Here is a 20,839-nt window from a genome sequence, read left to right as displayed (position 1 = left end):
TAGGGCACCCTGGCGGCCCTATGCAAGTCCTGAGCGGATTATTCGGCTCTCAGGACCGCGAGCGGCTTTTGTTTGAGGAGCCGATAGCTCATCAAAAACCCGGTGACGAGGGTCAACAGAAGGACGGCGATCAGTCCGAGGAGAAGAGAGATTCCGTCAAACCGCCACCGAAGATCGAGAAAGAAGTGGACGATCCCCCAAGAGAGCCCGATGGAGAGGAGGCCGCCGACTAAGGCGGCAATCAGACCGAGCAAGAGATATTCGACCGCCAGGATGGAAAGGAGGATCGACCGGGTCGCTCCGAGCGTCTTGAAGAGCACCATTTCGTGAAGGCGGCGGGCCCGGGTCGCGGCGATGCTCCCCGCAAGAACGATCAATCCGACGGCGAGTGCAAAGGCCGCCATGAACCGGACGGTCCGGGTAATTTCGGTGAGGATGCCGACGACCGTTTCCAACACCTCCCGAAGATGGATCACCGTGACGTTGGGAAAGGATTTGATCACCGCATTTTGAATCGGAACATCCTCTTCGGGCCGGTCGGTCGCGGTGGCGACATAGGTCATCGGCGCGCCGTCGAGCGCGCCGGGCTGAAAGATAAAAAAGAAGTTGGTCGAGAGGCTCCCCCAATCGACTTCGCGGAGGCTCGTCACCACCCCCTCCACCGCCACCCCTTGAATATCGAATGTAATGCGGGAGCCGAGATGAATGCCGAGGTGCCGCGCCGCCTCCTCCTCGACCGAAACCTCGGCCGCCCCGCCCCCCTCGGCCCCCCCTTTCCACCAGGCTCCCTGGAGAATCGAATTGTGCTTGGGAAGATCGCGCTGATAGGTGAGAACATACTCCCGGGTAAAGTACCAGCCGTCGGGCCGCTCCTCCGTCTGGATCTCCGAGACCTTCTTGCCGTCAAGTTCGGAGAGGCGCGAGCGGACCAGCGGCGTCAGCTCGGCCGGCTTTTTTAAATTCCACTTCGCCAGCGTCGCCTCGAACGGCTCTTTTTGATCGGGCTGAAGGTCGATGAAGAAGAGGCTCGGCGCATCTTCCGGAATATTTTGCTGCAGCTCCGAGAGGAGATTGGTCTCCACTTGGATCAAGGTGAGAAGGATCAAGACCCCGATCCCGATCGAGAGGACGATCATCCCGATCTGCCGCCCGGGGCGGGTGAGATTTCCGATTCCATACCGGAGGATCAACGGCCGGGGACGGCCGATCCGCTTGATGAAGGAGAGGGCCGCCGCCGTCGCCGCCAGCAGCAGGAGCACGGCGACGCCGATCCCCAAGACGACCCATCCTCCCAGCCGCCACGACCCCGCCTGCCAGACCGCCAGCGCGGCCCATCCGACCACGATGAGCGCCCCCAGTTGAACGGCGCGGGGGGAGAAGAATCGGCGCCGCTTTTCTCCGCCGAAAAGATCGGCTTCCACCTCTTGGCGGAAGACCCGCGCCGGAGAGACCTGCCACACCTGCCGCAGCGGCCAGAGGGTAAAGAGAAGGGTCGTCCAGAGTCCCATCGCAACCCCCCGGGCCACCGGTACGAGGGCGAGCCGAAAGGAAAAGCCGGAGGGGAGGAAGGGGGCGAGGAGGGAGAGAAGCGCATGGTGGACGCCAATCCCCAGCGCCACCCCGAGCAGACTGCCGATCCCGCCGAGGAGCAGCGCCAGCAGGAGATAGACCGCCATCACCCCCCAGGTCGGCGTGCCGAGCGACTTGAGGATCGCAATCGTCTGCATCCGCTCGGAGAGGAATGCATGGATGTTGCTCGCGACGGCGATCCCGCCGATCATCAACGTAATCAGCCCGACGAGACCGAGATAGGTGGCGAAGTTCTCCAGAAAACGTCCGAGCCGCGGCTGCGCCTCCCGATAGGTCTGCAGGCGGACCGACTCCGAGGACCACCGCTGCTTCAAGTCGTCTTTTAAAAATTCCGGGGTGGCGGGCAAATCGGTTTTAAAAAGGAGACGCCGGGTGACCCGGCTTCCGATCTGGACCAGATGGGCTTTCTCCAACGCCGCTTGCGAGAGAAGGACCCGCGGTCCGAGGCTGAAGGTGCCGACCGACCGGTCGGGCTCTTTGCGGATGATTCCGCCGATCTTGAAGTGTCCTTCCCCCAGACGAAGGAGGTCTCCGACATGGAGGCCGAGCCGGATCAACAGCCCCTCTTGGACCCAGACCGAATCGGGATCATGAAACGGATCGGCCGCCGGCGGGTCGAGCAACAGCCGTCCGTAGAACGGATAGCCCGGCTCCACCGCCTTGAGCTCGACCAGCTGCGACTGAGAGGCCGCCTCGGTCGCCGCCATGCCGATCACCTCGGTGACCCGTATGAATTGAACCCCCTGCGGCAGATCGGAAAGGGCCCCTTCCCCCGCCGGAGAAAGCGGCCGATTCAGCCGCGCCTCCAGATCGCCGGCGAGAAGGTTGCGTGACTCGTGAAAGCTCATCTCCTGTAGATTGGCGGCGATGTTGCCGACGCCGACGATCGATCCGACCCCCAACGCGATGGAGAGGAGGAAGGAGAGAAAATGTCGAAAGGAGCCGCGCGCCTCCCGCCAGACCATCCGGAGAACAAATCGGCTCATGGGGCTCCTTGAGTCCGATCGTCAACGATCCGGCCATCTCGCAGAGAGATCGTCCGCTCCGCGCGCGCCGCCAGCGTCGGGTCGTGGGTCACCAAGATCAGCGTCGTCCCCTGGTCTCGGTGGAGCTGGAAGAGAAGGTCGATCACCCGGGCGCCATTCGCCGAATCGAGGTTGCCGGTCGGCTCATCGGCGAGAAGAAGGCGCGGCTTCGCGGCATAGGCGCGGGCAACGGCGACCCGCTGCTGCTCACCGCCCGAAAGCTGGACCGGATAATGCCCGCTCCGATCGCCCAGCCCCACCGCTTCGAGGAGCCGATACCCCTCCCGATCGGCACCGGCCTCCCCACGAAGCTCAAGTGGAACTTGAACATTCTCCAGCGCCGTCAGGGTCGGAATGAGATGAAACGACTGAAAGATCATCCCGATCTTCTCGCGGCGAAGCCGCGCGAGATCATCCTCGCTCAGCTCCGAAAGAGAGACCCCCTCGATGCGAATCGACCCGGAGGTGGGACGATCGAGCCCCGCCATCAACCCCAACAACGTCGACTTCCCGCTCCCGGAGGGCCCGATGACCGCCAAAAACTGCTTCGCCGGCACCGAAAGGTCGATCCGGTCGAGGATCGTCACCCTCCTTCCCCCACTGGTCAACTGCATCGTGAGGTCAGCAATCTCAATCATGAAACACCCCCGCTCCAGACACGAATTCGTATTATACACGAGCAATCAAAGAAGAAATAGAAGGGAAGAATGGATTGCGGATTGCGGAGTTTAAAGGCAGAAATCAGAGAGAAGTAAAAAAGAGCCTACACGCATCGGCGTCCTGTGTCCGTGTCTGCATCCGACCCCCCTTCCGCCCTGTTCGTTAAATTTATCCTAAATTTTTATACCGTAAAGAATTACAGCGGCCCAGGACGGAGGGCTCTCTACTTGGAAGGCTTGATCACCTTTCCTGTTTATGACACAATCAATCTTAAAACTTTTCTGCATATCGAAGGAGGCGCGTTTGAAACGGAAGGTCGTTTTTTGGGTGCTGGCCGTTCTTCTTTTTGGAGGGAGTGGGGTGTCGCCAGCGGTTGCCCGGGCCCAAGGAGCGGTCCGTGAGCGGGTGATCGTTGCGTTCGGCGACAGCCTGACGGCCGGACTAGGGGTCGCTCCGAATGAGGGCTATCCGGCGGTGCTGGAGCAAAAGCTGAGAGCGGCCGGTTACTCCTATCGCATCATCAATTCGGGGGTCAGCGGGGAGACAACCGCCGGCGGGCTCCGCCGTGTCGATTGGGTCCTTCGAAGCCGGCCGGATCTGGTGATTTTAGAGCTCGGCGCCAATGACGGTCTGCGCGGGCTCGATCTGGGGGAGACCGAAAAAAACCTCGCCGCGATGATCGAGCGGCTTCAAAAAACAGGGGCGGTGGTGATCTTGGCAGGAATGAAGTTGCCGCCGAATTATGGAAGAGGCTACACGGAGGGGTTTGAGAAAATCTATCCGAGGCTGGCGGCGCGCTATCACCTGACGCTGATCCCTTTTTTCCTCGATGGGGTCGCCGCCCAGTCGAACTTGAACCAGGCCGATGGGATTCACCCGACGGCGCAGGGGTATCGAATTATCGTCGATCGGATTTGGCCGGTGATTGAACCGCTCTTAAAGCGATAAGGGAAGAGAAAGGAGCGCGCCGATCAGAGCGATCCGCTCCCCTCTCCACGCTGTTGCGCCTCCAGGGCGACGGTCACCGTTCCCCGCTGGCTCTCCGACTGGAGCAGGACCGGCATCCGCCGGTCGTCATTCGTAAACCAGATGAAGAGATCGCCATTGCCGGAGAAGGCCCCTTCTTTGGGGAGGGCGGTCTGGACTTTGATGGTGTCGAAGGTTCCGGCGGGGGTCGTCACCCGCTCTTGCTGAAGGACCCGCACCTCGATCTTTCGGTTCTTCCCGCTCTCATGAACGTCGATAAAAAGCGCCCCGCCGATTTCGGGGAACCGCTGCGTTCTGAAGTAGTAGAGTGAGCTGAGCGAATCTTGGACACGCGGGGGAATCTCGAAAACCTCCTCCCGGTTGTTCTTCCATTGAACCGCACGGTGTCCGATCTGATCGAACGTCACCACCTTTTCATCGGTCTTCATCCGCCGCTCTTTTCGGACCTCGACCCGCCGGGAGAAGAGCCCCTCGGCATCCATGTACGACTCGACCCGGTCGTTGATCCGGGTGAAAAGGGAGAGAAAACCGCTCGTCTTGACCTCGGAGGAGAGGTGATAAACCTCTTTTCCTTCAAATTGAACCTTCTCGATCACCTTCATGATCGCCTTCCCGATCTTCATCTGATCCAGTGTCACCTGGTAGGAGAGCCGCTCTCCCGCCACAAAGGGGAAGGGGGTGACGTAGGAGATCGGCGGGATGGCGCTAAAAGCATCGGGGAGGAGGAGCTGAAGTGCAAAAGCGGAAAAAAATAGGATGCGCAGGCGCCTCTGCATCTTTTTATCTCCTTGCGAAAGATTAAAAATGGCCGTCGGGTGAGCGGTTTGATCGGGATCAGATCTCAAGCCGGGGCCGGGCTAAGGGTAGAATAACAGATCGGCCGATTCAGAGCATTGGGAGGAGACATTAAGTGGATGGAGAAAAGACCTTAACCTTTTTTGGAAAATGCTTCAGGGAGGAAAACCGGCAGCAAACGCGCAGCAGCCTCTTTGCGCGCAGCCTCTTTAATGGACGATACACGCCGCATGCTTTGCTAAATTCCTAAATCGGTCAGGAAGGCGTCATCTTTGCTCCAGCCTTTTTTGACTTTGATCCAGAGCTCCAGGAAAACGCGGGTTCCGAGGAGGGTTTCCATCTCTTCACGGGCCGACTTGCCGATCTCTTTTAACATCTGTCCCTTTTGACCGATCAGAATTCCCTTCTGCGAGTCGCGCTCGACGAAGAGGGTGGCGCGGATGGTGATCAGGTTTTTCTCCTCTTCTTCTTTGAACTCGTCGATATGGACGGCGACGGCGTAGGGAATCTCTTCGTGCGTTTTCTGAAAGACCTTCTCTCGGACCAGCTCGGCGGCAAGAAACCGGACCGGCTGGTCGGTCACGAGGTCCTCGGAAAAGATCGGCTCCCCTTCGGGAAGGTGGTTCAGCGCGGCGGCAATAAGACGGTCGGTATTCTCTCCGGTCAGCGCCGAGATCGGGATGATCTCGGAAAAGATCCCCTTCTGCTGGTAAGAGTCGAGAATGGGAATGAGGCGCTCTTTTTTGACCAGGTCGATCTTATTGACGATCAACATCTTGGGGGTTCTAATTTGCTCCAATCGCTCCGCGATGAACCGGTCCCCTTCCCCCGGCTCGGCATCGGGCTCGATGAGAAAAAAGATCAGATCGACCTCTTGGAGCGAATTGATCGCCGTCTGGACCATCCGCTGGTTGATCCGGCTTTTCGCCTTATGAATGCCGGGGGTGTCGAAGAAGACCATCTGCCCCGCTTCGATCGTCTTGACCCCCAAGATCCGGTTGCGGGTGGTCTGCGGCTTGTCGGAGATGATCGAAACCTTCTGCCCCAGAAGCTGATTGAGCAGGGTTGATTTTCCGACGTTGGGACGTCCAATGATCGCGATGAATCCGGAACGGTAAGCCATAAGATCAAATCAAACAAGAAGGAATGTGAAGGTCAGGTAAAAAGAGTTCAGATCGATTCTAGCGTTTGTCTAGCTTTTGATTTTTTTATTGAGGCTCATAAAATTCATAAATCAGCTCTCCCTCTCGCGCCAATCCAAGCCGATCCCGCGCCATCCGCTCGATCGTCAATCGATCGGTCTTCAGCGCCTCGATGCGGCGGGTGAGCTTTTCGTTATCGCTCCGAAGCGTCCGGTTCTCCTCGTTGACCTGGGAATAGGCCTGCTTCATTTTAATGTATTTGAGCAGCCCCATCTCGCCGAAGAGGAAGGAGAGAAGAAGATAACCATTGATAAAGAGGGCCACCGCGCCGAAGAGGCGCTTCATCGTGGCCCGCCGTTGTTCGATCTCTCCCCGGGTTCGGTTTCTCATCTTTATGGAAAATCACGTGAGGCACGCTCCCTCACGTTATTATAAGTGATAGTTGAGCTGAAGCGTTAGAGAATTCTCGCTGGAGATCCGCGCTTCGCTTGCAAAGTAATAGTTTTGATAGATCAGAAATTCGGCGCCGATAAAAACACCGATGAAGCCGTCTGATCGGGCGGTCGGGCCGTTCTTAAACTTGGCCTGCACCTTGGAAAAGGAGAGCCCGATATAAGGGGTGAAGCGCTCCATCCCCTGCAAAGCGCCGCCGATGAACGACTCCAACTCGCCCCAATTGACCCGCGGCGTCGGCGAGCCGCCGTCGCGGCTGAAGAATTCCAAGAACTGAATCCCGACGCCGACCTTGAAATCTCCCTTTTGAAAAAGGGTCCATCGTCCCCCGCCCCCCAATGCCGGACCGAAATCTCCCTCGAACTCGCGGGAGTTGGTCTCCAGATCGGCGATGCCGACCCGAAGGTAGAGATCGACGAAAGGGGTGAGACCGTAGATCCCTTGAAGGAGGATCCGCTCGCTCGTCGCCTGCCCGCCGAATCCGTCTTCCCCGGCCCGCAGTTTACGTTGGGTCAGGTCATAATCAAGGTTGAACTGGGAGAGGGTGTTCGGCTTCCCCGAAGCGGTCGGATCGCCGATCACCCCCGCCTGCGCCTCCGACATCCGGATCAGCAATAAAATTCCGGAAAAAAAGAAAAGAAATTTCGCGAATCGCCATCCGCGCGCCGCTCCCCCGCCCCTTCCGGGCCGTCCCTTTTGCCGCATTCCGCTCTCCTCTGTCGGTTCTCAGTCGGTGAAGTCACCCTCAACGGGCTCAAAACTATAGACAAGGATACCCGAAAATGCGATTTAGTGCCGCGGCGGAAGCATCGGCCTGATCACGATTGTTTGAAAAGATCCTTTCCCCGAAAGACGGCGGCCTCTCCCAACTCTTCCTCGATTCGGAGAAGCTGATTGTATTTGGCGGTCCGATCGGTTCGAGAGAGCGATCCGGTTTTGATCTGGCCGGAACCGGTTCCCACCGCGAGATCGGCGATCGTCGCATCTTCGGTCTCTCCCGACCGATGCGAGACGATCGTTCGGTAGCCGGCCTGTTTGGCCCGCGCGATCGTATTGAGCGTTTCGGTCAAGGTCCCGATCTGGTTGAGCTTGATCAAGATCGCATTTCCGATCCCCTCCCGAATTCCCTTTTCCAAAATTTTCTCGTTCGTAACGAAGAGGTCATCCCCGACGAGCTGAACCCGGCGGCTCAGCCGCTCGGTCAGGAGCTTCCATCCCTTCCAATCGTTCTCGGAGAGACCATCTTCGATCGAGACGATCGGGAATTGATCGACCAGCTTCGCATAATAGTCGATCATCTCCTCGGAGGAAAGCGCCTTTCCTTCCGACTTGAGGTGATATTTTCCCTTTTCGTAGAACTCGCTTGCCGCCGCGTCGAGCGCCAACAACAGATCCCGCTCCGGCCGATAGCCGGCCCCTTCAATCCCCTTCATGATCAGCTCGAGCGCTTCTTTATGCGATCGAACGGCCGGGGCGAATCCCCCCTCGTCTCCAACCGCCGTGGTATATCCCTTCTTCTTCAGCACCGCCTTCAAACTGTGAAAGACCTCGACCCCCATCCGGAGCGATTCCGAGAAGGTCGGGGCGCCGGCCGGGATGATCATGAACTCCTGAAAATCGAGGCCGTTGTCGGCATGGGCGCCGCCGTTGATGATATTCATCATCGGGACCGGCAGCTCCCGGGCGGTCAGACCGCCGAGATAGCGGTAGAGGCCGAGTCCCCGCTCTTCGGCCGCCGCCTTCGCGACCGCCAGCGAGACGCCGAGCAGGGCGTTGGCGCCGAGCGCCCGCTTGCTCGGGGTGCCGTCGAGCGCGATCATCAGATCATCGATCACCGCCTGCTCCTCGGCGAAGAGGCCGAGGATTTCCGGCCGGATCTTTTTATGAACATTCTCGACCGCCTTCAGAACCCCTTTCCCGCCATACCGCTTGGGGTCTTTGTCCCGGAGCTCCAGCGCCTCGCGCTCGCCGGTGGAGGCGCCCGATGGGGCCGCGGCGCGTCCGACGGCGCCGCTCTCCAGAAACACTTCCACTTCCACGGTCGGATTTCCGCGGGAATCGAGAATCTCACGCGCATGAACATCGGCAATCTGACTCATTCGAATCTCCTCCAGACGCGCCGATTATTTCGGCGCCAGCTTCCGCTTTAACAGTTCGTTCAACATCCCGGGATTCGCCTTTCCACCGGAGCGCTTCATCACCTGGCCGACGAAGAACCCGAGGAGCTTCTCCTTGCCGGCGCGGTATCCTTCGACCTCTTTCGGATTGGCGGTCATCACCTCGTCGATCACCCCCTCGAGCGCCGAGGTATCGCTCATCTGAACCAGCCCTTTTTCTTGAACGATCTTCTCCGGATCGGCGCCGCTCCGATACATCTCCTCGAAGACCGTCTTCGCGATCTTTCCGCTGATCGTTCCGTCCTCGATCATCTTCAACATCGCCGCCAACTGCTCGGGACGGATCGGCGCCTGTTCGATCTCTTTATTTTCATTGTTGAGCTCGCGGAGGAGATCGCCCATCACCCAGTTGCTGACGATCTTCGGCTTCGGATAGGCTTTCACCGCTTTCTCGAAGAAATCGGCGAGCCCCTCCGAGCCGGTCAGGATCACGGCGTCATAGTCCGGAATCTGATAGGCCGAGACAAAGCGCGCCCGCTTCGCATCGGGAAGCTCAGGGAGGGTCGCGGTAATTGTGTCAATCCACTTTTGATCGACCGCGAGCGGGACCAGGTCGGGCTCCGGGAAGTAGCGGTAGTCGTGCGCCGCTTCCTTGCTTCGCATCGAAAAGGTCATCCCGCTCTTGGTGTCCCAGAGGCGGGTCTCTTGAACGATCTTTCCCCCCTCCTCCAGAATTTTCTCCTGGCGCACCATTTCATACTCGATCGCTTTTTGAATGAAGCGGAAAGAATTCATGTTCTTCACCTCGGCGCGGGTGCCGAATTTCTCGCTCCCGACCGGGCGGATGGAGACGTTCGCATCACAGCGAAAATTCCCCTTCTCCATGTCGGCGTCGGAGACGCCGGTGTAGATTAAGATTTGCCGGAGCTTTTTGAGATAGGCGACCGCTTCGTCCGAAGTGCGAATGTCGGGCTCGCTGACGATCTCCAGCAGCGGGACGCCGGCGCGGTTGAGATCGACGTGGCTCGCCGCCTCGATCCCCTCATGAAGGTTTTTCCCCGCATCTTCTTCCATATGAATTCGGGTCAGTCCGATCCGCCGGGTCGCTCCGTTGACCGCGATCTCAATGTAGCCATGCTCCGCCAGGGGGAGCTCATACATCGAGATCTGATATCCCTTGGGAAGATCGGGGTAGAAATAGTTCTTCCGCGCAAACCGGGCGTGCGGCGCGATCTGACAATGGGTCGCCACCCCCATCCGGATCGCGTTCTCCACCACCTTTTGATTCAGCACCGGGAGGACTCCCGGATGCCCGAGACAGATCGGGCAGGTCTGGCTGTTGGGAGGCTGACCGAACTTCGTGCTGCAGCCGCAGAAAATCTTCGATTCGGTCAAGACCTGCGCGTGGACTTCCAGTCCGATGACAGCTTCATACTTCATCACAGTATCCTTAGATTATCTTTACGAAAGAAAAAGGCTCGGTCGGATCGATCGCGACCGACGCAATCCTTTCTATCAATCATGGGTCCGAAGCGATTTCAAAAATTGGATGTACTGGGCCGAGAGCTGGTTCTTCTCCGCCCCTTGGATCATCTTGCTGAGATAGGCTTTGGAGGGGAGAAACGCCCCTTGGCGGATCGCCACGTAGGTGAGTGCGGGAAGCCGCTCCCCCTGCTGCGCTCCCGGCCGCTCCACCATGACATCCTGGCGGACGTAGGAGTTCGGATAATCGGCGAATTTGTCCATCCGCTTGAGATCGTCCAGCGTCAGGTCGAAGAGGACGCCGCAGATCTCTTTTCCCTGCTCGGGCAGGATGTCGGCGGTGCCGCTGTTCCACGACCGGGACCATCGGGTGAAGGCAAGGGTGTAGTGGGACAGCCGGCCCACGCCGATCACCTTGTGTCCCGGACAGCGGGCCTGCATCTGGTCATGATCCATGTTCGAACCGTAGGCGAAGTAGATCACAGTGTCGGTCTCCGTGTGTGAAAGTCGGTCGTCCGCTCGTAGGCATCGGCAATGCGCAACACCCCCGCTTCGTCGAAGGCGCGCCCCAAGATTTGAAGGCCGATCGGCAATCCCTCTTGGGAGAAGCCGCAAGGGATCGAGATCGCCGGGATGCCGGCGAGGTTGACCGAGATGGTAAAAATGTCGGAGAGATACATCTGGAGCGGATCGGCGGTCTTCTCGCCGATCCGAAACGCCGGGGTCGGCGCGGTCGGCGTGACGATCGCATCAACCGACTCAAAGGCGTTGTCGAAGTCGCGCTTGATCAACGTCCGGACCTGCTGAGCCTTTTTATAATAGGCATCGTAATAACCGGACGAGAGGGCGTAGGTCCCGAGCATGATCCGCCGCTTGACCTCCGGCCCGAACCCCTCTTGGCGGCTCTTCATATACATCTCGAGCAGGTCGTGCGCCTGCGGCGTCCGATAGCCGTAGCGGACCCCGTCGAAGCGGGCGAGGTTGGAGGAGGCCTCCGCCGTCGCGAGGATATAATAGGTCGCCACGGCATACTCCGTGTGCGGCAATGAGATCTCCTTTATCTCGGCGCCGAGCTGCTTCAACGTCTCGATCGCTTGCGCGATCGTCGATGCGACCGCCGGGTCCATCCCTTCGATAAAATACTCCTTCGGAACGCCGAGCCGCATCCCCCGGATCTCTCCGGTCAGCGCGCCGGTCAGGTCGGGCATCGGAAGGTCGGCCGAGGTCGAATCGGACGGATCGTGGCCGCCGATCGCATTCATCAACAGCGCCGCGTCGGTCACATCGCGGGTCAGCGGTCCGATCTGATCGAGCGAAGAGGCAAAGGCGACCAAGCCGTAACGGGAGACCCGTCCATAGGTCGGCTTGAGGCCGACCACCCCGCAGCAGGCCGCCGGCTGGCGGATGGAGCCGCCGGTGTCGGAGCCGAGCGCCGCGACCGCTTCAGAGGCCGCCACCGCCGCGGCCGACCCGCCGCTCGATCCCCCCGGAATCCGGCTGAGGTCCCAGGGATTCCGGGTCTTCTCGAAGGCGGAGTTCTCCGTCGAGGAGCCCATCGCAAATTCATCCATGTTGGTCTTGCCGAGGAAGATCGCGCCGGCGCGCCGGAGCCGCCCGACGACGGTGGCATCGTACGTCGCCGTATAGTTTTGGAGCATCTTCGACGAGCAGGTCGTCCGGATTCCATCCGCGCAGAGATTGTCTTTTAATGCGATCGGAACCCCGGCGAGCGGCCCGACCGCTTCACCCCGCGCGATTGCCTGGTCAATCCGATCGGCTTGGGCAAGCGCCTCTTTCTGCAGGAGGGTGTTGTAGGCATGAACCTCTTTTTCAACCGAGTCGATCCGCGCGAAGAAGGCGTTCACCAACTCCTTCGCCGAGACCGACTTCTTCTTCAGCGCCTCATTCAATTCATGCGCGGTCAGATGAATCCAGCTCAAATGCCACTCCTGACAGACTCCACCCGATTTTTTTCATCGACCTTGACCACCTTCGGCAGGTATCCCTTGAGCTCTTCCTCGTTATAGGCGGCATAGCAGAAGATGATCACCTTGTCGCCGACCACCCCTTTGCGCGCCGTCGGCCCGTTGAGACAGATCGTCCCGGAGCCTTTGTCGCCCGGCAAAAGGTAGGTGATGAATCGCTCGCCGTTGCTCAAGTTGGAGACCATCACCTGCTCATACGGAAGCATCCCGGCCGCCTCCATCAACGCGCGGTCGACGGTGATGCTCCCTTCATAATGGAGCTCCGACTCGGTGATGGTGGCGCGGTGTATTTTGGATCGTAACATTTGTCTTAACATCTGATTCCTCTTTAAATAGGGCGAGGGGACAATAGGCCTCTCGCCGATTCTCTATTCGATAATCTTCGGCACCCGGAAGAACGCCCCTTCCTTTTCAGGCGCGTTTTCCAGCGCTTTTTCGACCGGGAGCGACGGTCTCGCCCGATCCTCTCGGAAGACATTCGAGAGGGAGAGGACATGGGACGTCGGCTCGATATTCTTCGTATCCGCCTGGTTGAGCTTCTCGACATAGGTGAGGATGTTGCTGAGCTGATCGGTGAGCCGGTCGATCTCTTCGGATGACAAACTGAGCCGCGCCAGCTTTGCCACGTGCAACACCTCTTCTCGATCGATTTTCACCGCATTCTCCCCTAAAAATGTTTCTCCAGTTTAGCATATTTCAATGCCAGTTTCTTCGTCCCCACCGAAGAGAAGGTCACCGTCACCTTCGCCTCTTCCCCTTCGCCCTCGCAGCGCTGGACCCGCCCGATTCCGAAGAGGGGATGGCGCACCATCGATCCGATCGGAAAGGCCCCCTCGCTCTCTTGAAGGTCGGTATACACCGGATCGTCGGAAGGTCGCGGCTCCTGCCGGGGCCGCCAGTTGCGGGATCGATCGTAATTGTGGGGTTGGAGTCGGTCGCGCCCCGCCGGGTAAGACGGTTTCCGGCTGACGATCGTGATCCCCTCTTTGGGGAGCTCTTGAATAAACCGGGAGGGGGAATTCCACTGCGAGCTGCCATAAAGCCGGCGCTGCGCGGCGCTGATGAGATAGAGTCTCTCTCGCGCGCGGGTCATCCCGACGTAGCAGAGCCGCCGCTCCTCCTCCATCTCGCGAAGGTCGGTCAACGACCGGGAGTGCGGAAAGAGCCCTTCCTCCATTCCGATCAAGAAGACGACCGGGAACTCGAGCCCTTTCGCTGAATGGAGGGTCATCAGCGTCACCCCGCCGCCGGTGGCATCGGGCTCATCCCCGGCGCCGACCAGCGCAATCTGGTCGAGAAACGCTTTCAGCCCGGTCGACGTCTCCGCCGGATCGCTCCCCTCCGGCGCGTCGTCCTCTATCATCGGCTCAAACTGATCGGCGGCATTGATGAACTCGAGGATGTTTTCGATCCGCCCCTCCGCTTCGTGCGCATACTCTTTTCGGATAAACTCGAGGTAATTCAGCTCATCGACCAGGTAGCGAACCAGCTGCGGAAGGGTCTGGGTCTCCGAGACGATCCGAATCGTTTCGATAAACCGATAAAACGCCGACAGCCCGCGCCGGGCGTTGGTGGAGAGGCCGATCTCCGCCGCGAGCGTTCCGTCATCGACCGAAACGATCCGGCCGATGGCATCAAAAAGGGAAAGCCGCTCCGCCTCGGCATAGGCGTCGAGCCGCTCCAGCGAGGTCGCCCCCACCCCCCGCTGCGGCAGATTGATCACCCGCCGGAGGCTGATCGCATCTCCCGGATAGACGACCAGTCGAAGATAAGCGATCAGGTCTTTGATCTCCTTCCGCTCATAAAAGCGAAGACCGCCGACGATGATATACGGAATCCCCGCGTTGCGCAGCGCCTCTTCCATCACACGCGACTGCGCATTGGTCCGATAGAGGATGCTGAACTCGGAGAGGGTCCTTCCCTCGCGGTCCTGTAGGCTCCGAACCGTGTCACGGACGAAGCGCGCTTCGTCCTCCTCATTTTCGACCTGAGCCCAGAGGAGCGGCTCGCCGGTCGGATTTTCGGTGAAGAGGTCTTTCGATTTCCGCCGGGTGTTGTTTTCGATCACCGCCGCGGCGGCCGAGAGGATCATCCCGGTCGAGCGGTAATTCTGGCTCAGGACCACCACCTTGGCGTCGGGAAAATCGCGCTCGAAGCTCAAGATATTCCCGACGTCGGCGCCGCGAAAGGCGTAGATCGACTGATCGTCGTCCCCCACAACGCAGAGGTTTCTCCGCTCGGTGATGAGAAGATGAATCAACCGATATTGGGCCGCGTTGGTGTCTTGGTACTCATCGACCAAAATGTATTCGAACTGTTCTCGGTAACGCTCCAGCACCTCCGGAATGGAGGTAAAGAGGCGGATCGTCGTCCCGATCAGGTCGTCGAAGTCGAGCCCCTGGGCCGCCGTCAACCGCTCTTGATAGAGCGCATAGACCTTCTTGAGCTTGTCTTCCAAGCCGAAGTCAGCCCCCTTGTCCAGGTATTCATGCGGGGTGATCAATTGATGCTTCAGCTGACTGATCCGGGTCAGAAACGTTCGGGGGGGATAGAGATCCTCGTTCACCCCGAGGGCTTCGGTGCATCCCTTCACCAACGCGAGCTGATCGGCGGAGTCGTAGATGACGAAGTCGTTTTTGTATCCGAGGCGATGGATGTTCCGGCGAAGGATCTTCAGGCAGACGGCATGAAACGTCGAGATCGTCAGCCGGCGCCCCGGCTCGCCGGGAACCAGCTTCATGATCCGCTCCCGCATCTCCTCCGCCGCCTTGTTGGTAAAGGTCACCCCCAAGATCCGGCTGGGAGAGACACCGCACCGCTCGACGAGGTAGGCGATCCGGTGGGTGAGGACGCGCGTCTTGCCGCTCCCCGCCCCGGCCAAAATAAGAAGCGGCCCTTCGGTATGCTGGACCGCTTCGAGCTGCCGCGGGTTCAAATTGCTGAGGATGTCTGTCATCGGGGCCTTAAATTCTTAAATCAAATATGGATAATACGGGATAAAGAAGTCGGACGTCAACATCCGAAAGAGAAGAAAAGACTCACCCCTCCTCTTGAATTCGGACCCCTCGATTTTGAGCTCCGAGCAATTATTCTACCGTGACGCTTTTTGCCAGGTTTCTCGGCTGGTCGACATCGCTCCCCCGCAGCACCGCGATATAATAGGCAAGCAGCTGCAGCGGGATCGTCATCAGAATCGGGCTGAGCTGAGGGTGGACCTTCGGGACGAAGAAAACCTCGTCGGCGAGCGACGCGATTTCGTTATCCCCCTCTTCCGCGAAGGCAATGATGATTCCGCCGCGCGCCTTCACCTCCATCACATTGTTGACCATCTTGTCGTAGACCTCATCCTTGGGAGCCAACACGACCACCGGCATGTTCTCGTCGATCAAGGCGATCGGACCGTGCTTCATCTCCCCCGCCGGATACCCCTCGGCGTGGATGTAAGAAATCTCCTTCAACTTCAGCGCCCCCTCGAGCGCGACCGGATATTGGATCCCCCGGCCGAGGTAGAGGAAGTCGCGATGGCGGAAAAACCGTTTGGCGATGGCGGCCACCCGCTCCTCATGGCGGAGGAGCTCTTCGATCTGTTTGGGGAGATGGACCAACGCGTGGATCAGCTGTTTTCCCTGCTCCTCCTGAAGGACCCCCCGCTTTCGGCCGAAGTCGATCGCCAAGAGGGTCAGCGCGGTCAGCTGGGTGGTAAAGGCCTTGGTGGAGGCGACGGAGATCTCGGGGCCGGCGTGGGTATAAAAGATCGATTCGGCCTCGCGGCTGATGCTGCTCCCGACCACGTTGCAGATCGCCAGGGTGCGGGCCTTCTTCGACTTCGCTTCTTTTAATGCCGCCAAGGTATCGGCCGTCTCGCCCGACTGTGAAATCACCACCAACAGATCGTTCGACGCGAGCCGCGGGTTCCGGTAGCGAAATTCGGAGGCGATGTCGACTTCGACCGGAAGGTGGGAGAGCGACTCGATCAAAAACTTTCCGACCAGGGCGGCATGCCACGATGTCCCGCACCCGACCAAGATCGCCCGTCGGAAATTCTGGAGATCTTTCGCCGATAAACCGACCTCTTCCAGAAAGACCTCTCCCGCCTCCTGGCCGACCCGGCCCCGGATCGTGTCGACGAGGGCGCGCGGCTGCTCGTGAATCTCTTTTTGCATGAAATGGCGGTAGCCCCCCTTTTCGGCCATCACCGGGTCCCACGAGATATGTTGGCTCTTCTTCGAGAGGAGCGCTCCCTTGAGATCGAAGATCTCGGCGCCGCTGCGGGTCATCACCGCCAGCTCTCCATCGTCGAGGAAGATCACCTCGCGGGTGTGGCTTAAGAAGGCCGGAATATCGGAAGCGACAAAGAACTCCTTCTCCCCGACGCCGACGACCAGCGGACAGCCGGAGCGGAAGGCGATCAAGCGTTCCGGCTCTTTCTCGGAGAGAACACAGATCGCGTAACTTCCGACCATCCGTTCGATCGCCCCCTGGACCGCTTTCTCCAGCGGCATCCCGCTCTGATAGAACTGATCGATCAGATGGACAATCACCTCGGTGTCGGTGTCGGAGGTAAAGAGCCGCCCCTGCGCTTGGAGGCCCTTCTTCAGCGAGAGGTAGTTCTCGATGATCCCGTTGTGGACGACGACGAGGGAGCCGGCGCGATGCGGGTGGGCGTTCTCCTCCGACGGCTTCCCATGGGTCGCCCAGCGGGTGTGGCCGATTCCGGAATGTCCGTTCGGCGGAATCGGTGAGAGGTTCGCTTCGAGCGCGGCGAGCTTTCCGACCGATCGCCGGACATCCAGCGCGCCGTCGGCAAAGTAAGCGATCCCGGCGGAATCATACCCCCGGTATTCGAGCCGCCGAAGCCCGTCGACCAAGACCGACACCACATTTTTCTCACCGATATACCCGATGATCCCACACATGTGAAGACTCCGAATAGGAGCTGAAGCATGACAGGCCGGGGGGAAAAGAAAGGCTGCCTCTTTTACTCTTTCCCCCGTTCGCCTCCACCCTCAGCTCTCTTTGACTTCTTTTTAGCTGCCCAGCCTTCCTTATTCTCTTGTCGAACGCGGGAGATCGCCAACGACCCCGGCGGAACATCGCGGGTGACGGTCGTTCCGGCGGCGATCAACGCGCCCGCCCCGACCCGCACCGGCGCCACCAACTGGGTGTCGCTCCCGATAAAGACATCATCCTCGATAATCGTCCGATATTTCTTCTCGCCGTCGTAGTTGCAGGTGATCGTTCCGGCGCCGATGTTGACCCCTTTGCCGACGACCGTGTCGCCGATGTAGGTCAGATGATTCGCCTTCGATCCCTCTCCCAGCTCGCTCTTTTTGATCTCGACGAAATTGCCGACCTTCGCCCCGCGCCGAAGCACCGTGCCGGGCCGCAGGTGGGCAAAGGGGCCGACCGACGCGTCCGATTCGATCTCCGAATCTTCGACGACAGAGTAATCTTTCACCACCACCTGCGCGCCGAGCCGGCTGTTCTTGATCCGGCAAGGATAAAGGGTTGACCCCTCCCCGATCGCGCTCTTCCCCTCCAGCGTAACGCCCGGATAGATGAGGACATCGCGCCCGATCTCGACGGCGGGGCCGATCCGAACCTGCGCCGGATCGATGAAGGTGACCCCCTCGGACATCCAATGGGTGACGATCCGCTTTTGGAGAATCGCCTCGGCCCGGGCGAGGTCGGCGCGGCTGTTGACCCCGATCACCTCGTCCGGATCGGCTTCCACCCCGGCGAGCGGCTCCCCGCGACGGGCGGCGATCCCGATCAGATCGGTGAGGTAATACTCTTTCTGCTGGTTGTTCGGCTGCACCTCCCCCAACGCCTCAAAAAGAAAAGGGGCCTCTATTATATAGACACCGGTGTTCACCTCGTCAATCGCCCGCTGCGCCGGCGTGGCATCCTTCTCTTCGATCACCTGCAGAATCGCGCCGTTCTTTTTTCGGATCACCCGGCCGTAGCCGTATGGATTTGCAAGCCGGGTTGTTAGAATCGTCATCGTCGCGCCGGCGCTCCGGTGCGCCTCTCGCAGCTGCCGGAGGGTCTCCGGCCGGAGCAGCGGCGTGTCGCCGCTTAAAATCAGGACCGAGCCGGTAAAACCGAAGAGCGCTTCCTTCGCTTGAAGGACGGCATGGCCGGTGCCAAGCGGCGGATCTTGAAGGAGACAGGTCACCCCCCGGTCCGCGACCGCCTTGGACACCTGCTCCGCCTGATGCCCGATGATGACGAAGCTCTTTTGGATCTCCGCCTGTTTGACCAGATCAAGGATGTAGAAAAGCATCGGGCTGCCGGAGAGGGGGTGGAGGACCTTGGGAAGGGTCGACTTCATCCGCTTCCCCTGGCCGGCCGCCAGGATGATCGCCGCCTCGCCCCCGGAGCCGCCGTTGAGAGAACGCCGCTCCGCCGCCGGGGCCGCTTTCTTTTCCGGCGCCGGTCCCTTTTCCCTTCTTTCCTGATCCTTCATTTACTTTAAACCCAATCTTCCGGTGGGTGACACCCCTCGTCTTTGGGGGATTTTGGGGGATCGCTTCTTTATCCCTTGAATTATAACTTAAACGACAGAATATACCTGACTTTTTATCCCGCTTTCAATCCTTTTTTCGGGGTTTGAATAGAAACAGGCTAGAGTCCCAAGAGCCGCTTCGCGTTCCCGAGGAGGATCTTCTCGCGGACCTCCGGCTTAAACCCCGCCTTCTCGAAATCGGCGATCCAGCGCTCCGGGGTCAGAAAGGGATAGTCCGAGCCGAACAACACCCGGTCTTGCAGCAGCGAGTTGGCATGCTGGACCAGCGAGGGGGAGAAATATTTCGGCGACCAGCCGGAGAGATCGATGTAGACATTCGTTTTATGAACGGCGACGGCAAGCATCTCCTCTTGCCACGGCCAGGAGGGATGCGCCCCGATGATCGTCAGCCCCGGAAAATCGGCGGCGATGTCGTCGATCGCCGGAATCGGCCGACCGTATTTGAGCTTCAGCCCATTTCCCCCCGGCACCCCGGCGCCGACGCCGGTCGTCCCGGTGTGAATCAGAAGCGGCACCTTCAATCCCTGGCAACACTCCCAGAGGGGATAAAACCGGCGGTCGTTCGGCTCAAACGCCTGGGCGATCGGGTGGATCTTCAACCCCCGCAGCTTTAATTCTTTCACGGCTCGTTCGAGCTCTCGAATCGCCATCCTCCCCTTCCAGGGATCGACGCTGGCGAAACCGATGAAAACGTCGGGATACTGTCGGACCGCGTCGGCGACATAGTCGTTGGTCACCGGCGGGAGGCCGGTGTGGGTCTCCGCATCCCAGGCGAGCAGCACCGCCAGCATCTCGGCCCGCCGGTAATAGGCCGCCATCTCCTCCAAGCTGACGACGGCATCGTGGCGATGGAAATAATGGAGCGCATCGGAAAGGTATTTCCCCCCGGCCTCCACCAGATACTCCCGCGTTCCGGGATGGACATGCATATCGATCGCCCGCATCCGTGACTCCTATAAGATCTGGAAATTCTATCACAACTTCCCGGTGAATTCCTCCGGGAAGACCCGCCCTTTGCGTTTTCTAAATTGATCTCAACCGGTTCGGGTCGGTTTGCAGCGCGGAGAGAAAAGCAAAGGCGCGCGCCTCGGTCCAATAACGCGCCTGCCAGGGCCACCGCCCCTCGACGAACCCGGTGTGGCCGCCGAACGGGGGAAACAGGGCGGTCAGCCACTTCGACGCTTCAATTGTTTTTAAAGGGATGGAATGTCTCGGAAGGAAGGGATCGTTCAGCGCGTTGATCAGGAGGACCGGCCGACGGATCGCATCGAGAAACCGCTTGGAGCTGCTGCGGGTCCAATAATCAAACCCGCTCCGAAAGCCATGGATCGGCGCCGTCACCAGGTCATCAAACTCGGCGAAGGAGGCGATCCGCCGGACCCGCGCCGGATCGACCAGCCCCGGAAACCGCCGCTCCTTCAACACCGCCTTCTCCCTGAGGGTCTTCAAGAAGACCCGTCCATAAATCCGGCTGAACCCACGGTCGATGTTTTGGGCCGCCGCCGCCAGGTCGAACGGCACCGAGATCGCCACCCCGGCCCGAACCGCCTCCGGCGCCGCCGTCCCCTGCTCGCCGAGCCACTTGAGGAGGACATTCCCCCCCAACGAGAAACCGACGATGAAGAGCGGCGATCCGGGAAAGCGCGAGAGGAGTTGCCGGACGACCCAATCAAGATCGGTCGTCTCCCCCGAGTGGTAAAACCGACGCTGCCGGTTCATCTCCCCGCTGCACGATCGAAAGTTGAGGGCGACTCCCCGCCAGCCGAGCCGTCGTGCCTCCCGATGCATGCCGAGAATATACTTCGCCCGGGAAGAGCCCTCCAGCCCATGGAGGAACAAGACGGTCGGTGTTGCGGTGTCCCCCTCGGCCGGTTCGGGATCGAGGAAATCGAGATCGAGAAAATCGTCATCCGGCGTCTCCCACCGCTCGCGCCGAAGCGGCAGCGCCTCGGTCATCCCATAAAGACGCCGCCAAACGGTCTGAACATGCGGCCCGGGACACCACCAGGCAGGCCGAAAGTCGTCACTGTCCATCAGAACACCCAACCGGTTCATTGCGAATTGCGGAGTGCGG

At 59.7% G+C, this 20,839-nt stretch carries 18 protein-coding genes; 1 reads left to right on the top strand and 17 read right to left on the bottom strand.

All coding sequences use genetic code 11. The features are described from left to right. Positions 1-38: 38 nt before the first annotated feature. Together HY282_18110 and HY282_18105 are read right to left on the bottom strand one after the other, a co-directional pair. Positions 39-2,576 carry an FtsX-like permease family protein gene (locus HY282_18110; GenBank protein MBI3805669.1) on the bottom strand — a complete coding sequence of 846 codons (2,538 nt, stop codon included), beginning with the start codon at positions 2,574-2,576 and terminating at the stop codon, positions 39-41. After that, positions 2,573-3,253, bottom strand: a complete 681-nt coding sequence (locus HY282_18105; GenBank protein MBI3805668.1) for an ABC transporter ATP-binding protein — start codon at positions 3,251-3,253, stop codon at positions 2,573-2,575. The genes HY282_18110 and HY282_18105 overlap by 4 nt, the downstream gene beginning before the upstream one ends. A 277-nt stretch (positions 3,254-3,530) precedes the next feature. Between HY282_18105 and HY282_18100 the strand changes: the two genes are divergently transcribed. Then, positions 3,531-4,223 carry an arylesterase gene (locus HY282_18100; GenBank protein ID MBI3805667.1) on the top strand — a complete coding sequence of 231 codons (693 nt, stop codon included), beginning with the start codon at positions 3,531-3,533 and terminating at the stop codon, positions 4,221-4,223. Positions 4,224-4,246: 23 nt separating this feature from the next. Here HY282_18100 and HY282_18095 read toward each other — a convergent pair whose 3' ends face one another. The 15 genes from HY282_18095 to HY282_18025 form a co-directional block, all read right to left on the bottom strand. Then, the gene (locus HY282_18095) at positions 4,247-5,038 is read right to left on the bottom strand and encodes a DUF3108 domain-containing protein (protein ID MBI3805666.1); all 792 of its coding nucleotides are present in this window, start codon (positions 5,036-5,038) and stop codon (positions 4,247-4,249) included. A gap of 257 nt (positions 5,039-5,295) precedes the next feature. After that, positions 5,296-6,180 carry a GTPase Era gene (gene era, locus HY282_18090; protein MBI3805665.1) on the bottom strand — a complete coding sequence of 295 codons (885 nt, stop codon included), beginning with the start codon at positions 6,178-6,180 and terminating at the stop codon, positions 5,296-5,298. Between the two features lie 85 nt (positions 6,181-6,265). Beyond that, positions 6,266-6,589 (bottom strand): septum formation initiator family protein, encoded by a 324-nt coding sequence (locus HY282_18085; GenBank protein ID MBI3805664.1) that lies wholly within the window; start codon positions 6,587-6,589, stop codon positions 6,266-6,268. Between the two features lie 39 nt (positions 6,590-6,628). After that, the gene (locus HY282_18080; protein MBI3805663.1) at positions 6,629-7,357 is read right to left on the bottom strand and encodes a hypothetical protein; all 729 of its coding nucleotides are present in this window, start codon (positions 7,355-7,357) and stop codon (positions 6,629-6,631) included. Positions 7,358-7,470: 113 nt separating this feature from the next. Next, the gene (eno, locus tag HY282_18075) at positions 7,471-8,751 is read right to left on the bottom strand and encodes a phosphopyruvate hydratase (protein ID MBI3805662.1); all 1,281 of its coding nucleotides are present in this window, start codon (positions 8,749-8,751) and stop codon (positions 7,471-7,473) included. A 24-nt stretch (positions 8,752-8,775) separates the two neighbouring features. Continuing rightward, entirely contained in the window at positions 8,776-10,209 is a 1,434-nt protein-coding gene (gene gatB, locus HY282_18070; protein MBI3805661.1) for an Asp-tRNA(Asn)/Glu-tRNA(Gln) amidotransferase subunit GatB, read from the bottom strand. 75 nt (positions 10,210-10,284) lie between these two features. Continuing rightward, positions 10,285-10,734, bottom strand: a complete 450-nt coding sequence (locus tag HY282_18065) for a gamma-glutamylcyclotransferase (protein MBI3805660.1) — start codon at positions 10,732-10,734, stop codon at positions 10,285-10,287. Beyond that, entirely contained in the window at positions 10,731-12,191 is a 1,461-nt protein-coding gene (gatA, locus tag HY282_18060) for an Asp-tRNA(Asn)/Glu-tRNA(Gln) amidotransferase subunit GatA (protein ID MBI3805659.1), read from the bottom strand. The genes HY282_18065 and gatA overlap by 4 nt, the downstream gene beginning before the upstream one ends. Next, on the bottom strand, positions 12,188-12,553 hold the full coding sequence (locus HY282_18055) for an aspartate 1-decarboxylase (GenBank protein ID MBI3805658.1): 366 nt from the start codon (positions 12,551-12,553) through the stop codon (positions 12,188-12,190). Before HY282_18055 ends, gatA begins: the two co-directional genes overlap by 4 nt. 51 nt (positions 12,554-12,604) lie before the next feature. Then, positions 12,605-12,892 carry an Asp-tRNA(Asn)/Glu-tRNA(Gln) amidotransferase subunit GatC gene (gene gatC / locus HY282_18050; GenBank protein MBI3805657.1) on the bottom strand — a complete coding sequence of 96 codons (288 nt, stop codon included), beginning with the start codon at positions 12,890-12,892 and terminating at the stop codon, positions 12,605-12,607. An 11-nt stretch (positions 12,893-12,903) separates the two neighbouring features. After that, on the bottom strand, positions 12,904-15,192 hold the full coding sequence (locus tag HY282_18045; GenBank protein MBI3805656.1) for a UvrD-helicase domain-containing protein: 2,289 nt from the start codon (positions 15,190-15,192) through the stop codon (positions 12,904-12,906). Between the two features lie 130 nt (positions 15,193-15,322). After that, a complete protein-coding gene (glmS, locus tag HY282_18040; GenBank protein ID MBI3805655.1) occupies positions 15,323-17,152 on the bottom strand; it encodes a glutamine--fructose-6-phosphate transaminase (isomerizing) in 1,830 nt (609 codons plus the stop codon). Positions 17,153-17,214: 62 nt separating this feature from the next. Next, positions 17,215-18,705, bottom strand: coding sequence for a bifunctional UDP-N-acetylglucosamine diphosphorylase/glucosamine-1-phosphate N-acetyltransferase GlmU (gene glmU, locus HY282_18035; protein MBI3805654.1), 1,491 nt, complete (start codon positions 18,703-18,705; stop codon positions 17,215-17,217). A 158-nt stretch (positions 18,706-18,863) separates the two neighbouring features. Then, on the bottom strand, positions 18,864-19,709 hold the full coding sequence (locus tag HY282_18030) for an amidohydrolase (protein ID MBI3805653.1): 846 nt from the start codon (positions 19,707-19,709) through the stop codon (positions 18,864-18,866). Positions 19,710-19,788: 79 nt separating this feature from the next. Further along, positions 19,789-20,799: an alpha/beta fold hydrolase gene (locus HY282_18025; GenBank protein MBI3805652.1), complete on the bottom strand. Its 1,011-nt coding sequence runs from the start codon at positions 20,797-20,799 to the stop codon at positions 19,789-19,791. Between the last annotated feature and the right edge of the window lie 40 nt (positions 20,800-20,839).

Source organism: Candidatus Manganitrophaceae bacterium, from assembly GCA_016200325.1.
Taxonomy (GTDB): Bacteria; Nitrospirota; Nitrospiria; order SBBL01; family Manganitrophaceae; genus Manganitrophus.
This window is presented reverse-complemented; position numbering and strand designations above follow the sequence as displayed.